This window comes from Domibacillus enclensis (assembly GCF_900156125.1).
Classification (GTDB): Bacteria; Bacillota; Bacilli; order Bacillales; family Domibacillaceae; genus Domibacillus; species Domibacillus enclensis.
Genome location: NZ_FTLX01000006.1, coordinates 240,017 through 255,063, shown reverse-complemented (window position 1 = coordinate 255,063; position 15,047 = coordinate 240,017). Strand labels below are relative to the sequence as shown.

Annotated in this window: 14 protein-coding genes; all 14 read right to left on the bottom strand. The window is 45.5% G+C overall.

Going from position 1 to position 15,047, the window contains the following annotated elements:
* Positions 1 to 22: 22 nt before the first annotated feature.
* A complete protein-coding gene (locus BW952_RS13800) occupies positions 23 to 817 on the bottom strand; it encodes a Nif3-like dinuclear metal center hexameric protein (protein ID WP_045849023.1) in 795 nt (264 codons plus the stop codon).
* Positions 818 to 903: 86 nt separating this feature from the next.
* Positions 904 to 2,511, bottom strand: a complete 1,608-nt coding sequence (locus tag BW952_RS13795) for an ABC transporter substrate-binding protein (RefSeq protein WP_045849022.1) — start codon at positions 2,509 to 2,511, stop codon at positions 904 to 906.
* Positions 2,512 to 2,570: 59 nt separating this feature from the next.
* On the bottom strand, positions 2,571 to 3,440 hold the full coding sequence (locus BW952_RS13790) for a carbohydrate ABC transporter permease (protein ID WP_045849021.1): 870 nt from the start codon (positions 3,438 to 3,440) through the stop codon (positions 2,571 to 2,573).
* A 12-nt stretch (positions 3,441 to 3,452) separates the two neighbouring features.
* Entirely contained in the window at positions 3,453 to 4,397 is a 945-nt protein-coding gene (locus BW952_RS13785; RefSeq protein WP_045849058.1) for an ABC transporter permease, read from the bottom strand.
* 29 nt (positions 4,398 to 4,426) lie between these two features.
* The gene (locus BW952_RS13780; RefSeq protein ID WP_076496323.1) at positions 4,427 to 6,049 is read right to left on the bottom strand and encodes a glycoside hydrolase family 43 protein; all 1,623 of its coding nucleotides are present in this window, start codon (positions 6,047 to 6,049) and stop codon (positions 4,427 to 4,429) included.
* 15 nt (positions 6,050 to 6,064) lie between these two features.
* Complete coding sequence (locus tag BW952_RS13775; RefSeq protein ID WP_045849017.1) at positions 6,065 to 6,946, bottom strand: carbohydrate ABC transporter permease; 882 nt, start codon at positions 6,944 to 6,946, stop codon at positions 6,065 to 6,067.
* Positions 6,947 to 6,961: 15 nt separating this feature from the next.
* A complete protein-coding gene (locus BW952_RS13770; protein ID WP_045849016.1) occupies positions 6,962 to 7,840 on the bottom strand; it encodes a carbohydrate ABC transporter permease in 879 nt (292 codons plus the stop codon).
* 62 nt (positions 7,841 to 7,902) lie between these two features.
* Complete coding sequence (locus tag BW952_RS13765) at positions 7,903 to 9,204, bottom strand: extracellular solute-binding protein (protein WP_045849057.1); 1,302 nt, start codon at positions 9,202 to 9,204, stop codon at positions 7,903 to 7,905.
* Between the two features lie 121 nt (positions 9,205 to 9,325).
* Positions 9,326 to 10,093: a response regulator transcription factor gene (locus tag BW952_RS13760; RefSeq protein ID WP_045849015.1), complete on the bottom strand. Its 768-nt coding sequence runs from the start codon at positions 10,091 to 10,093 to the stop codon at positions 9,326 to 9,328.
* Positions 10,065 to 11,801, bottom strand: a complete 1,737-nt coding sequence (locus BW952_RS13755) for a cache domain-containing sensor histidine kinase (RefSeq protein WP_045849014.1) — start codon at positions 11,799 to 11,801, stop codon at positions 10,065 to 10,067. The genes BW952_RS13760 and BW952_RS13755 overlap by 29 nt, the downstream gene beginning before the upstream one ends.
* A 225-nt stretch (positions 11,802 to 12,026) precedes the next feature.
* Positions 12,027 to 12,950, bottom strand: coding sequence for a DMT family transporter (locus BW952_RS13750; protein ID WP_045849013.1), 924 nt, complete (start codon positions 12,948 to 12,950; stop codon positions 12,027 to 12,029).
* A gap of 23 nt (positions 12,951 to 12,973) precedes the next feature.
* Complete coding sequence (locus BW952_RS13745) at positions 12,974 to 13,417, bottom strand: threonine/serine exporter family protein (protein WP_045849012.1); 444 nt, start codon at positions 13,415 to 13,417, stop codon at positions 12,974 to 12,976.
* Between the two features lie 15 nt (positions 13,418 to 13,432).
* Positions 13,433 to 14,194, bottom strand: coding sequence for a threonine/serine exporter family protein (locus BW952_RS13740; RefSeq protein WP_045849056.1), 762 nt, complete (start codon positions 14,192 to 14,194; stop codon positions 13,433 to 13,435).
* Positions 14,195 to 14,287: 93 nt separating this feature from the next.
* Positions 14,288 to 14,935 carry an acetate uptake transporter gene (locus BW952_RS13735; RefSeq protein ID WP_045849011.1) on the bottom strand — a complete coding sequence of 216 codons (648 nt, stop codon included), beginning with the start codon at positions 14,933 to 14,935 and terminating at the stop codon, positions 14,288 to 14,290.
* Positions 14,936 to 15,047: the final 112 nt, after the last annotated feature.

Below are 15,047 nucleotides of genomic sequence, written 5' to 3'. Positions count from 1 at the left end.
CCTCTTTCATCATTTTATAAAACTATATCCATTGAAATAAAGGTCTCGATGCAGCAAAGTGAACAGGAATAGCAGGAAAAGCAGATGAAAGAAGCTCTGCTACGTCACTCATTCCCGGCTCTTCACTTTCACTATGCCCAATAAACATCAGCGCTTTGTTTCGCTTTTGGTAAACCGCATCTCTCACGTATTCTGGCGCTTCCCATTCAGGTCCTTCTCCTGCGATAATCACTTCGACTTCTTTTGTTCCCATTAGCGGGATCACCGTCTGGCCGCCGCCCCGGTATCCTGCAAGCAAGCCAATACGTGAACACGTCATCGATGCATCCCCCGTGATACGAACAAAAGGAATGGAAAGTTTTTCTTTCACACGGTTGGCTATTTCTTGGACTGTCGCTTCCGGAATTGAAACAATTGTGGATGTTTTGTTTTTTTCTAAAACAAATTCTTCCCAGCCCAGTTTTTTCACTAGACCGTTTGTGATAGCATCCGGCTCATAACGATGCGGATGATCGTGAAAACGGTAAATGGCCATTCCTGAATCGTTGATCAACCTGCTCTTTTCCTTACATACAGGATCTTGGCGCTGTTTGCCGTCGTCTCGGTGATGACTGTAAAAAGAACCTTCATGTGAAATAATCAAGTTGGCTCCTTTTTGAATCGCCTGGTCGATAACCTCGTGCGAAGCAATAAACGTAACGACGATCCCTGTTACTTTCGTTTGACCGCTTCCAGACAGCAGTCCATCAACGGTTTCCTCCAGATGGACAGAACGAGTTAACCTTTTGATCACATCATCTACAAGTACATTTTTCATTTTCCAGCCCCACTTTAATGCTGAAATGAAGTCAGGATTCCGTTTATCGTTAAGCGGAATCCTGCCCTTCCTATTTCAGGCCGTTTTTACTTGCTGTCCTGATAAGCCTTATTTGAAACATCCAAGTAATCCTGTAAGCCCTGCGCTTCCAATTCCTGAACGAACGCATCAAACTCCTCCAGGCTGCGCTCCCCTAAAATAAATTTGAATGTATTCTGATCGGTATGGTCTTTAAGCGGTGTGCTTAGCAGCGTAACACGCTCTCTGTCTTCCGGTGCATATGGAATGGCCGGTTCAGCCGGAATAACCGTTCTTGTACTTGCCATATCTTCCTGGAATGCAATTTCTTCCTCACTCATCATTGAGCGCAATAAATCAGTCGTTCCACCGTAAGCAAAGACACCGCCCGAGAAGCCATAATCGACGCGAAGATCTTTTGTCCCTGCCGGATTCAGACCAATGTAATTCACATCTTCAGCAAGCTTGCGTTTGCCATCTTCTTTCGTAAATGTTTCACCTTCAACGCCCCACTTTGCAAACTCCTGTCCTTCGTCACTGTAGTACAGCCAGTCAACAAATTGCAGTATGGCATCGAAATTTTCGCTATCCGCTGCTTTGGACGAAATCATGACACCATTTTCCAATCTTGATCCAGACATCACTTGTCCTGCCGGGCCGCCGGGTACGGTAATTTTGGCAATTGAATAATTTCCTTCACCAAGCGTTTTATCCATATCATTCCGGTACTGGACAACAGTTTGTGAGTTTCCGTTAATCATGAACGATTTTCCTGTCACGAATTTCTGGACAGCCTGATCGTCCTCCTGCGTAAAGCTTTCTTTATCGAGCAATCCTTCTTCTACAAGCTGGTTGAAGTAGGTCAGCAAATCTTTGTATTCATCTGTTGTAGCCGAATAGATAAACTCATCTGACGACTCGTCAAATGTTAATCCATTCCCGAAGCCCCAGCCCGCTTTTGTGCCGAATGCTGTTGCTGCTAAATTGAGTGTACTGTTAAATTTATAAGCATCTGAAAGTGGAGTTGATTCTGGATAAAGCTCTTTCAGCTGCTGCATCGCTCCTTGAAGCTCCTCCCATGTTTTCGGGATGGCAATATTATGCTTTTCAAAAAGATCTGTTCTGACAAGTAATGTCCAATCCGGCCATACATTTTCGTGAAGACCCGGGAGCAGGTAGTATTTCCCATCGTTCTGACGAAGCGACTCAATTTCCTCCTCAAGCTCCCATTTCTCTACTTTTTCTTGGAAATGGGGCATCTTGTCCACGTAATCGCTTACAGGCAAAATAGCTCCAGATGAAACAAATGGCTGCTCTTCGCCCGGATATGTTTTAGGAATTAACAAAGGTGCATCTCCCGAACTGACGAGCAGACTTCGCTTTTGTGCGTAATCACTGTAAGGAACGATCGTTGGTTCTAGCTCTACGTTCGTTCTTTCCTCAATTTCTTTCCAAAGAAGCCAGTCTTTGTTGTACGGATAATTTGGCTGATCCAGGTACAGAATAGGAAGTGTAATATCCTCTGTCGCTTGGAAAGTATCCCCTACCGCATAGCCGTCCATAGCTCCTTTTGTTGTATCCTCTGCCCCTTCAGATGAACTGCCCCCATTTCCGCATCCTGCCAAAACTGTTGCCAGTGCTGTTGCTGCTCCCAATGTTTTAAACCGTTTTTTCATTTTTCTCTCCCCTTTGTTTGAGCATTAATTATGGAAAAAGACAGTGTCTTTTTGTCATCTTACTTAACGGATCCAAGCATAACTCCTGAAACAAAATAACGCTGAACGAACGGGTAAATCGTCAAGATTGGTAGTATTGTCAGCACCATGGTAACCGATTTGATATTTGCAGCAATTTGAGTCAGGTTATCTGCTGATGTTGCACCCGCCGCCATACTTCCTGAAGCACCTGCAATCATATTCCGAAGGTAAATCGTTACCGGAAACAATTCCTTTTCATCTAAGTAAAGAAACGCGGTAAACCAGGAATTCCAATAAGCAACGGCGTAAAAAAGCACCATCGTGGCCATTACCGCTTTACTCAGAGGCAATATGATTTTCCATAAAATACCGTACGTGCCCAAGCCATCGATAGAGGCCGCTTCCTCCAGCTCTTCGGGTACATTCTCAAAAAACGCTTTCATAATCAGCATATTATAAATGCTGATCACGCCCGGCAGAACAATTGCCCACATGGAGTTGTCGAGACCCAGCGTGTTAATGAGCACGTAGTTCGGAATTAAGCCTCCGTTGAAAAACATCGTAAATACTGCGAACATGATGAAAAAATTTCGTCCGACGAGTCGTTTCTTTGAAAGCGCATAAGCAAACATTGTCGTCACAACCATCGAGAGTGCGGTCCCTACCACTGTGTAAACGATCGTGTTTTTGTAATTGATCCAGAACATCCGGTCTGACATGATCATTTTGTATGTTTCCACATTAAAGCCTTTTGGAATGATATTTACTTCTCCGGCGTTAATATAGGATTCACTGCTGAAAGACTGCGCCACAACGTTTAAAAATGGATAAAGTGTCAAGAACACAATAAGGGACAAGACAAACACATTAAAGACTTTGAATACTTTATACTGAACGGATTCCTGCATAACGGCTCCCCCTTACCATAAACTTGTTTCTGTTAATTTTTTCGAAATAAAGTTGGCAGACAAAACGAGAATTAACCCGATAATTGATTCGAACAAGCCAATGGCTGTTGCGTAGCTGAAATTATTTGATTCTAAACCGATACGATACAAGTAAGTCGAAATCACATCAGCTGTTTCGTAGTTCAGCGGATTATATAATAGAAGGATTTTTTCAAACCCAACCGCCATAAAGCTGCCGATATTCAGTACGAGCAAAACAACAATGGTTGGCAGCATACCTGGCAGCGTTATATAAAGTGTTTGCTTCCAGCGATTTGCTCCATCAATTCTCGCTGCTTCATACAGGCTTTCATCAATGGTGGTCAATGCGGCCAGATACAAGATCGCTCCCCAGCCCATTCCCTGCCAAACTTCAGAGGTAATGTAAATTGTTCTGAACCAATCCGCCTGCTGAATAAAATTTATTTTGTCTCCTGTAAAAAACTCAACGAGCGTATTGATTGATCCATTGATGGCTGTTAACTGCAGGACCATACCTGCTACGATAACGATGGACAAGAAATGAGGCAGGTAAGAGGCCGTCTGCACAAACTTCTTAAAACGCTTAGCTTTAACTTCGTTCAGCAGCAGCGCGAAGATAATCGGCATTGGAAAGGTGATTAATAGAGTAAGACCGCCGAGAATCAGTGTATTGCTGAACACCCGCCAAAACGTCGGATCATTTATGAACATATTAATATAATAGAATCCAACCCATTCTTCTCCGAAAATGCTGCCGCCTGGTACAAACTTGCGAAAGGCAATAATATTTCCGGCCATTGGCAAATACTTGAATATGAGCAAATATATGATCGGAATGATCAGCAGCGTATACAGCTGCCAGTCTTTGCGAATAAGCGCCATGTTTTTAGCCCATTTGCTTTGCGTCAAAGAATTCCGTTTTTCAGCACCTTCCATTTTTCCTGTCTGCTCCATCGTAACCCTCCTTAGTCGTTCGTTTCATCAGCCTTCTGTTTGTATGAGAAATAGTCGAAGTCAGCAGGCTTTCGGCTGCCTGTCATGTCAATTGCACACATGCCCACAAACGCACCTGTAAAAAAACCGCCTTGATCAACGTAGTCATCTGAAAGTTTAATCGAGTCAAATTGTCTTTCAATACCTTGCCACTCACGTCCATCAAAGGAGTATTCAAAATAGAAAACTGTTTTTTGTACGTTCACTCGCAAATAAATCGCTTTCACTTCATCCGGCACCTGGATTTCCGAGCCGTGAATCGGCCGGTCCGCTTTGAACTGGTCGCATGTCATGATGTCAATGATCTTTCCTTTTTCTTCATGCCATGTCACATGGACAAATACCCAGTTGCGAATGTTGTAATAGCACGTCAGCCCGGCCATTTGCTGAAACGTGTCTGGCTCGAACTCGACCTTCGTTTCTGCCTCAAAGGAAAAGTGCTGCCAGCGCCTTGCCACATGGGCTTGTGTAAACTGCGAGTGAAGCGATTCCCGGCCGTACAAACGGAGGTGGCTGTCCCGATCTGTTAAAGAGCCGATTTCTTCATTAAACGGAATGCGCAGCGTTTGAAAGTGATGATTTAATTGGGCTGTACGGAAATCATCCTTCTCTGGAAAATCCGCCTCCCACTTCACTTCCGGCAGGTCTGGCGCTTCCACTTCAACGGATGGACTGTTGCCGCCGACCACGTACGGCCAGCCGTCCCGCCATTCCAGCTTTTGAATCGCTGTTTCTCTTCCAAGCGGACAGAAGCCTCTTTCCTCCAGCAGCTTTTTGCCTGGTCTTTTTAATGGACGCCCCATTAAATGCGCCAGGTACCAGTCCCCGTTCTGCGTTTGAACGATCGATGCATGCCCCGCTTTTTGAAGCGGATTGTGCAGATCATGCCAGGAAGTAAGCAGTGGGTTTTGCGGATGAACCTCGTACGGGCCTGTTAAGCTTTTCGACCGTGCTATCGTGGCGGCGTGCTCAAATTTGGTTCCGCCTTCTGCGGTTAAGAGATAATACCAGCCGTCGATCTTATACAGATGCGGCGCTTCCGTTAAGCCAATCTCGGTCCCTTTAAACATGACGTCTGCCTTGCCCACGAGCTTTTTCTCCGCATGGCTGTATTCCTGAATCGAAATGCCGTAAAAGCGATGATTGTGCACCCGCTGATCCCACACCATGTTTAACAAATATTTTTTCCCGTCTTCATCATGAAACAGGGAAGGGTCAAAGCCGGAGCTGTTTAAATAAACCGGCTCGCTCCACTCGCCGTCAATCGTGTCGCAAGTAACAAGATAATTGTGCCCGTCCTTCCATACATCGCCCTCCGCCACTTTGACATCGGAGTAGATCAGCCAGAATTGCCCCTCTGCATAGCTCAGGCAAGGCGCCCACACTCCGCCGGAATCCGGATTTCCCTTCATATCCAGCTGGGATACCCGGTTCAGCGGCTGGCTGACGAGGTGCCAGTTTTTCAAGTCCTTGGAGTGATGAATTTGAACACCAGGAAACCATTCAAACGTGGAGACGGCAATGTAATAATCATCGCCTACCCTGCAAATACTTGGATCTGGATTAAAACCTGTTAAAACTGGATTTTGAATCATCCTTCTGCTCCTCCTTTATCCTTTCACGGAACCAGCCGCGATGCCTTCCACAATTCGATTGCTTAAAAACAAAAACGCAATTAAAATCGGGATGATGCTGATCATCAGTGTGGCACCAATGGCCCCCCACTCTGTCATGTACTGGCCAATGAAATTTTGAATACCGACTGTCAGCGTTTTATACTGGTCCGAGCTAATAAACGTATTAATAAACACAAATTCATTCCAGTTGTAAATCATGTTAATAATGGCGGTTGTCGAGACGACCGGCAGCGTCATCGGCAATGTGACCTGGAAAAACAAACGGTGAATGGAGCAGCCGTCCATAATGGCCGCTTCTTCCACTTCTTTCGGCAATGTGTAATAAAAGCCGAGCAAAATCATAATCGTCAGCGGCAAATTAAACGCCGTATACGTCAGCACCACAGACAGTGGATGATCAATTAAGTTAAGCTTCAAGAAAAAGTCGAAAAGCGGAATCAGCGTGGAATGAACAGGAATCATCAATCCGACCATGAACAGGCCAAGCACCGGCTTGCTCAACTTCCACTTCATCCGGGTAATAGCGAATGTCACAAAACTGGCCAGCAGAACCGTCATTACAACCGCTGTCACTGTGATCCATATACTATTGAAAAAGTACAGGCCGATATTTCCGTCGGTCCAGACCCGTGTATAGTTTTCCCACTTCGGATCCGTCGGAAGCGAAAACGGCGATTCATTAAACACTTCCTGATTGTCTTTTAAAGAAAAGAAAAACAGCCAGATGAGCGGATAAATTTGCAATACGGCAATGAGGCCCAAAATGGCATAAAGGACACCATATCCGAGTTTGGAAAAAGCGCTGTTCTTTCGTTTTGCTTCATGCTTTGTATTCGCTTGCGCAATCGTACTCATATGCTCCGCTCCTTTTTAATATTGAATTTCTTCTTTCGTTGCCGTCAGCTTGCGAATGAGCCACGTAACAACTAAACAGATCAGCAGCAGGAAAAATCCGATGGCGCTTCCATAACCGAAGTCATAGCTGCCGAACGCTTTTTGATACATATAAGAGGCAATGACTTCACTGGAACCGTTTGGACCGCCGCCGGTCATGACATAAATCAAGTCAAAATATTTCAATGAGCCGACAATAGCCAGCACAATCGTCACTTTAATGACGCCGGCGATCAATGGAATTTTAATTTTCCAGGCAATTTGAAGCGGAGTGGCTCCGTCAATCCGGGCAGCTTCAATCAATGATTCCGGAATGTTCTTCAAGGCAGCATAATAAATTAAAATATAAAAGCCCGCATATTGCCAAATAATCGCCACAAAAATAGCCGGAAGAACGAGACTTGGCTCTGCTAACCATGCCGGCGGGTTGTCGATGCCAATGCTTTGCAGAAAGCTGTTTACCATGCCGTTTGAGGGGTGGTAAATTTTGGACCAAAGCTGGGCGATCGCGACGGAAGACAGCAGCATCGGAATGAGGTAAATCTTCCGAAGTGTATTTGCCCCTTTAATTTTGCTCGTTAAAATAAGGGAGATTCCGAGGTAGCCAATTAAACTGACCGCTGAAAAAAGAGCCAATAAAAACGAGTGGTACGCACTCCCCCAAAAGTCTGCGTCCTGGATCAGCTTCGTATAATTTTCAAGACCGATAAACGTCATTTCTCCGATGCCATCCCACTTCATTAATCCGTAATAGCCGGTGAGAACGATGGGGACATAAATCAGTGTGAGAATGAGCAGCAGGGCTGGGAGGACATAAAGGGAAATAACGAATTTGTTCGACATCACTTTATCCATTCTTTTTTCATCTCCTTTTCCTTCTTTTTTGAGAAGAAAGCGGGGTCACCCCCGCTTTTTCTTTACTCCTCTGCCTTCAGTACTTCTTCATGCTCTTTCGCAAACTGCTCAGGCGAAATCTCTTTTCCGAATAACGACTGAATTAAGTTCAAGTGCTCCTGCGCAACAGCTGCACTCATTTGAACGTCTGCATAAAGCGTAATGTTGCTTGCAGCATTCAGTTCATTCAACACGTCAATATACATTTGAGGCAATTCAATTGAAGCAGTGTCTACTTTCGTTGCTGGAATAACACCAGCGCCTGTTACAGAGCGCTCGCCCCATTTTTCGACGAAGAATTTGACGAATTCTTTTGCTTCTTCTTTTACCTCTGAGTTTTCCGAAACGAAAAGGCCAACGCCTGGACCACCAACAAAGCTATTAATGTCCCCTTTGCCGCCATTTACTGCCGGGAATTTAAAGAAGCCGATTGAATCTCTGAATTCCTGTGGTACATCTTCGTTTGTTGTGTAGTTTGGCAGTTCCCATGAGCCCATCAAGTACATTGCTGCTTGATTGTTCATAAACGGCCCTTTTGCTTCATCATTTGAAAGTCCATTAAATCCTTTTACAAAAGCATCCATGTCAACGAGTGACTGAATTTCCTCAGCCGCCTGGACTAAAGCTGGATCCTCGAATGTACCTTCACGGTTAATCGCATCCGTGATCACTTGCGGTCCGCCGATCCGATCCGCCAGGTACATGTACCACATGGAACCTGTCCAGCGGTCTTTGTTGCCGAGCGTAATCGGTGTAACACCGTTTTCCGATAACGTTTTCACAATTGCTTGAAACTCTTCATATGTTTCTGGCACATCAAGATTGTATTCTTCAAAAATTTGTTTGTTGTAAAAAACCGGTGCAATGTTCAGCTCCAAAGGCAAACCGTACGTTGTTTCGTCCACCGCATAGGCTTCTGTTGTACCGGAAACAAATGAATCCGGCTCAATGAGGTCATCAAGCGGTGCGAACATATTGCCTTTTACATAGGGGTCCATAAAGCCCGCTGCCCACGTCATGCCGACATCAGGAAGCTCATTTGATGCAGACAACACCTTTAACTTTTCTTTATATTGCTCATTGCTTAAAATCTCTGTTTCAACTTTTACTCCCTGGTTCGCTGCTTCAAATTCCGTAATAATGTCTTTTACGATTAAATTGTGCTGCTTGGAGCTTCCTTCAGGCCATAGATGCATGAATTTCACGACTTTATCATCGCTGTTGGCGGCCTCTCCTCCGCCTTCCTCTGAACCAGAACAGCCTGCCAAAAGCAGTACAATGCTAAGCATAAAAACAAACATAGGTGCAAACGCTTTCTTTTTCAACAAAATAAATACCCCCTCTTTTTGCGATAGATGATGACTACACTTCAAATAGTATCATCTAAGCCGAGAGCGGGTAAGGTAACAGAATTCAGCAAAAATTCTCTTTTTTTAAGATAAGCGCTTACTTTACTTTTTTGTATTTACTTGGCGTAATTCCTTCAAATTCTTTGAAGATTTTAATAAAGTATTTAGAGGTGCTGTAGCCGACGCGCTCCGCCACTTCCTCAATGGAAAGGTTTGTTTTAATCAGCAGGCTTTTCGCTTCTTGCAGGCGTGCGCGTGTCACGTACTCGCTGAAAGTCATGTTAGCCTGCTCTTTAAACAGCATACTGAAATAGTTTGGGTTTAAATGAACATGCTCAGCCACTTCCTTTAAGCTCAGCGGATGTTCAATATGCTGATCGATATAGTGCATTGCCTGCTTAACCGGTCCGGCGGCAAGCGTCTTTTCCTGTACATCCATCAGCCTGGCATCGGCAATCCGGGTGATCGTCTTTACTTTTGTCCGTTCTTCCTCGATTTGAAGAGCTTCTTCTACCGCTTCAATGAGCATGCGCTTGCTTGCAGGCTTCAGTAAATAATTCACGACCCCGAGCCGCAGTGCTTCCTGCGCATAGTCAAATTCTGAATAAGCTGACAGGACAACCGCCACCAGACTTTGCTGTTCCGCCTTCAGTGACCGCAACAACTCAAGACCATCCATTTCAGGCATTGAAATGTCCGTTACCAGCAAGTGAATCCGATACTGCTTCGCATAATCAAGAGCTTCCCGTCCATTTTCAGCGCTTAAAATGGAAAATCGCCCTTCTGACCAGCTCTCCAATGTTTTCGTAATGCCTCGTCTCGTATTTGGCTCGTCATCAACTAACAGAATTGTCTTTTTGTACAAGCTGCTCCCCCTCTTTCACTGGCAGTTCAAACGTACATACTGTGCCTTGTCCGTAAATGCTCGATATGCGTAAATTCGCTTCTGTATGTGCTGGATAATACAACTGAAGACGCTTGTTTACGTTAATCATGGCAATGCCATTTCCTTTTAGCGATTCCATCGTTTCGGTTTGAATCGCTTCCATCACTTTTTTCACCTGCTCCGCTTTCATTCCCATCCCGTTGTCTGCGACCGTCACATGAATAAAGGCATCCACTGCTTTTAAATCAACGGACACATGGCCGTTTCCAGTTTTCTTTGCTACACCGTGAATTAAGGCGTTTTCTACGAGCGGCTGAATTAACAGCTTCGGCATTCTGACATGCAACAGAGGCTCAGGCACATTTATTTCCCAGGAAAAGCGGCTGCCAATCCGCAGCTTCATCAGCTGCATATACCGTTCGATGTGCTGGATTTCCTGATTCACCGTCACCCATTCGTCTGTTTCAATTGTATAACGGAACAGTTCCGACATGGCAATAACCTGTTCTGCCAGCTCCTCATCCTTTTCCTCTAGCGCCCAGTAAAGCGCGTTTAATGTATTAAACAAAAAGTGAGGATTGATTTGCGACTGGAGCGCTTTTAATTCCGTTTTGCTCCGGAGCAGCTCCTTTTCGTAAACGACTTGAATTAAGTGATTAATTTCCCCCGCCATTTGATTGTACGTTTTGTTTAATTCGTTAATCTCAATCGTGGATGAGCTGAGAGGCTGCAAAGAAAGCTTGCCTTTTCTTCCTCTTTTCATCGTACGCATTAATTGAAAGATCGGCTTCGTTACGACAGTAGACATAAAGTACGATAAAACGAAAAATAACAGGAATCCAATAAAGCCTGAGATCAAAACGGCCGAACGGACCACTGACATCCCTTCCATCACGATCGTTTCGGGTGTAAAAACCATCAGCCGCCACCCCGTTAAAGCGGAGTACTGCTCTGCCTCCATGTACCCTTCTTTTTTATCGGGGACAATCGTTAACGCTGTGGACGTATCGGTATAATTTGATGAAATAATTTGTTCGGTTTGGTCCAACAGCACCATATAGCCTTTTGTTTGCGTTGACTTTTCCACAAGCTGAAAATAATTTTTAGCGACTTTGATGAGTAAATATCCGCCGCCTTCAAACGAATCATTCAGCAGGTTGACCCGGCGAATGGCCAAATAATCATACGGACTGCTTGAATCTTCGCCAATCCAGACAAGGCTGCCTTTGTTTTCATCCGCCTTCTGCTTCCAGTTTGACTTCAATACAGCACCTGTCCCGCTCCGCCCGAGTGGAATGATTTGCTTGTCCTCATTTGTGTAAAGCTCCACGGACGTAATGCCATTCGAGTAAGCTAGCAGTTCATTCATATGCTGGATCAGCTGCTGGCGCTCTTGAAACAAAACCGGAACCCCGTCCTGCTCATTTTCCAGCACCTGCTGCACCATCGTATTAGTGGCGGCCTGTTTACTGATTAAATTAATTTGATCGTACAGCGAATCAATCCGGCCGGCTGCCTCCACCGCTGTCTGCTTCATCTGCGCTTCAGCATTGTCCTTGATTAAATCCGAGACGAGCTGGAACGTGACAAGCCCGACGAACAGGAGCACAATGCTCATCACGGCAACAAACAGGATCAATATTTGATTTCGAAGCGTGTTATACCGCTCAAAAAATCGCTTTTTCATTTTATTCCCCCGCTTGATAGTTTATCCGAACAACAAACTGTAAAAAGAAATTCTTCCATCAGCGAATGATAAAGGAAGGCTCTCAATAGATAACGCTTACATAAAATCGGTTATGAAAAGCCTTTTCTTGCAGTCGTTTGGAATACATTATATAGAGAGATTGTTTTGAATTCAAAGCTTTATTGAAAAAAGCCAAACTTTTTGTCTGGCTTTTTTCTTTTATGTTTATTTTGCAGCATGGTTTGCCGTTCTCCTGCGCTTGCGAATCAGTTCTTCCAGCGCCCCTGACCCCATCAGCACACCGGGTACGATGAGAAGCAGCCCGAGCCAGTGGTAATAATAAATCGGTTCACCGAGAATAACTGCAGAGCCGACAATGGAAAAAAACGTGTTTAAGTTTAAGAAAATCGCCGCTTCCGCCGGGCCAATTTTTGTAATTGTATTATTGTAAACGAGGTGGCCGATGGCTGTTGCACCAACGGCAGACAAAATAAAAACGACAACCATCATCATATTGACGTTTCGCAGCGAAGAAAGCCCGGCCGGCTCCATGAAGAAGCTGGCGATTAACAAGCCGAATGAACCGAACAGCTGCATATAGCCTGTTAAAAGCAGCGGGTCCATGTCGCGTGCAGCCCGGCTGACGAGAATAAAGCTGAAGGCCTGTGCCGAAATGGATAAAAAGATGTACAGGTCTCCAATAACAAACCCGCTTAACCCGGCGCCGCCGCCGAGTACGGTGACAAGAACGCCGGCCGTCCCGGTAATAAAACCAAGCACGCGGATTACGGAAATGCCCCGTCTGAAGATCAGGACCGCCATTAAGGCGGTTAAAATCGGACCGAGCCCGAGGATGATGCCAGTATGGACGGCGCTTGTTCCAGCGGCACCAAGCCCTAAAAATAAATGATGAAAAAAGACGTTAAACAGGCCGCCGCCTAAAATAAATTTCCAGTGGTAAATGGCCGGCCAGTGCACCTTGCCCATTTTCCACAGAATGAGAAAAACAACGAGCGACGCTGTGAAAATACGAAAAGCGGTAATGGTCACCGGTTCAAATGCCGTCACCAGTATTTTGATCAGCGGCACATTAAAGCCCCAGATCATCATGACCAGGATCAGCAGTAAATATGGTTTTACTTTTTGCAAAATGCCCCTTCTTTCTTTGCCTGTTACTTTGAAGCAGGCACTTTTCTTCTGAGAATCAGCTGGTAAAGGACGTCGGATAAAATCAAGCCGAGTGCAATCGAGCCTGAAATCATAAATGCCTTGGCAGCCAAATTGATCGCTGTGTTGTAATCATTTTGGACAAAGGAGCGCATCGCCCGGTACGCAGTGCCTCCCGGGACGAGCGGAATAATGCCGGCGATCGTAAAAATAATAACTGGCGTTTTATACACTCGTGCATATATATGGCCAATCAACGCAATGGTAAACGCCGCCGCAACTGTTGAAAGCAGCGGATCGACTTGATTTTCAGATAAAAAATAATAGACCATCCAGCCGGCCATGCCGACGGTTCCACATTTAAGCAGCAGGCTTTTCGGCACGTTAAACATAATCCCGAAGCTTGCCGCCGCTAAAAAGCTGAACAGCATATTGGTTATAATGGTCACGCCTGCACCTCCCTGTTAAATAAGCGTCATGACAACCGCGATGCCGGTTCCGATGGCGAGCGCCGTCAAAAGTGCTTCTGCTCCTTTGGCCAGACCGGATATAAAATGACCCGCCATCAAATCACGGACGGCGTTCGTAATGAGCAAGCCCGGCACTAGCGGAATGAGCGTGCCCACGATGATCCGGTCCAGGTCGCTGCCAAAGCCGAGCGAAAAAAGAAAGTACGCCGTTGCACCACCAGCCAGCGCCGCAATAAATTCCGAGAAAAACATCGTTGGCACAATATCTGCCACTTTCAGCACAAGAAAGTAAGCGAGAGCGCCAGCCAGCATCGCCGGGAGGACATTGTCCCATGATCCCTTCAGCAAAATAACAAAACAGCCGCTCGTTGAAGCCGCCGCTGCAATTTGAATGAGAAATGAAAAAAACATCGGTGCTTTTTGAATCGACTTCAGCTCCTTATAAGCGGCTGAAATGGTCAATTCTCCTGCGCTGATCCGCCTTGAAATGGCGTTTACTGCGCTCACCTTATATAAATCCGTGGTCCGGCTGGAAATTCTCATTAATTTCGTTTTTGTCGGCTCATCGGTTTCAATGGAAAACATAATGCCCGTCGGCGTCACAAAGCTGTGTGACTCCTCAATGCCATACGACAGGGCGATCCGCATCATTGTGTCTTCCACCCGGTACGTTTCCGCGCCGCTTTCTAGCATAATCTTCCCCGCAAGCAGGCTGACGTCCATGATGTCATACTGCTTTTCCATCAACGCATCCATCCGAATCACCCCATTCCTTCTCAATGCCCCCATTATAGCCCTTTCTCTCTGCAAAAAAAAGCCCGCCGGTTTAATGGCGGGCAAAGCATTTTGTTAGATCACCCGTTTAGACGGTGCCTTTCGGGCAGAGCCTTTGCGAATGATGCCGAACGGCTTGCCAACCGGCAGGAATTCACGTCCGAAGTGTTTGTTTAATACCGCTGCAGCTGCTCCGTAAAACGAGAACAAAGAAATGAGCAGCTCGGAATACGCGGCCAGCTGATGCATGGCGTGCTCCATGATGCCGAGCGAACTTAGTGACAGCCCGATAAACAAGAAGTCGATCAAAAAGAAAATGATAAACAATACTTTATTAGTTTCCAGTGCACCGATCGTCATAAATACAGTGAAAATAAGATAGCCAATGAACGCAAAGCCGAGCTGATGCATATCGGCATTGGACTGCAGAATTTGGCCAAACACGCCCAGGTTCATCAGCCAGGACATGCTGACGCCCATCCAGAAAAGGCCGTACGCCGCAAAGGCCGTTGCACCAAATGTATTATTCAGCTTGGCATCCAGAATCGACGCATAAAACTGAGCGATGCCGCCCAGGAAAATCGCCCACGGAATGACTAATGACAAGCCTTCCGTCCATCCAAGCTTTTGAGACGAGGCAACCAGTGTGACCATCGCCAAACCAAACAAGCCAATCGCCGACGGATCAGCCGTTACTACTTTTACTTCTTTTGTTTCGTTCATACGTTCCTCCAGCTCTATTTTTAACCGACTAGTCGGTTTTTTCAGATAATTTGTTTCTATTCCTAAAAAAACAACATGATGTATTGTACACGAAATAAATCAATCCGACTAT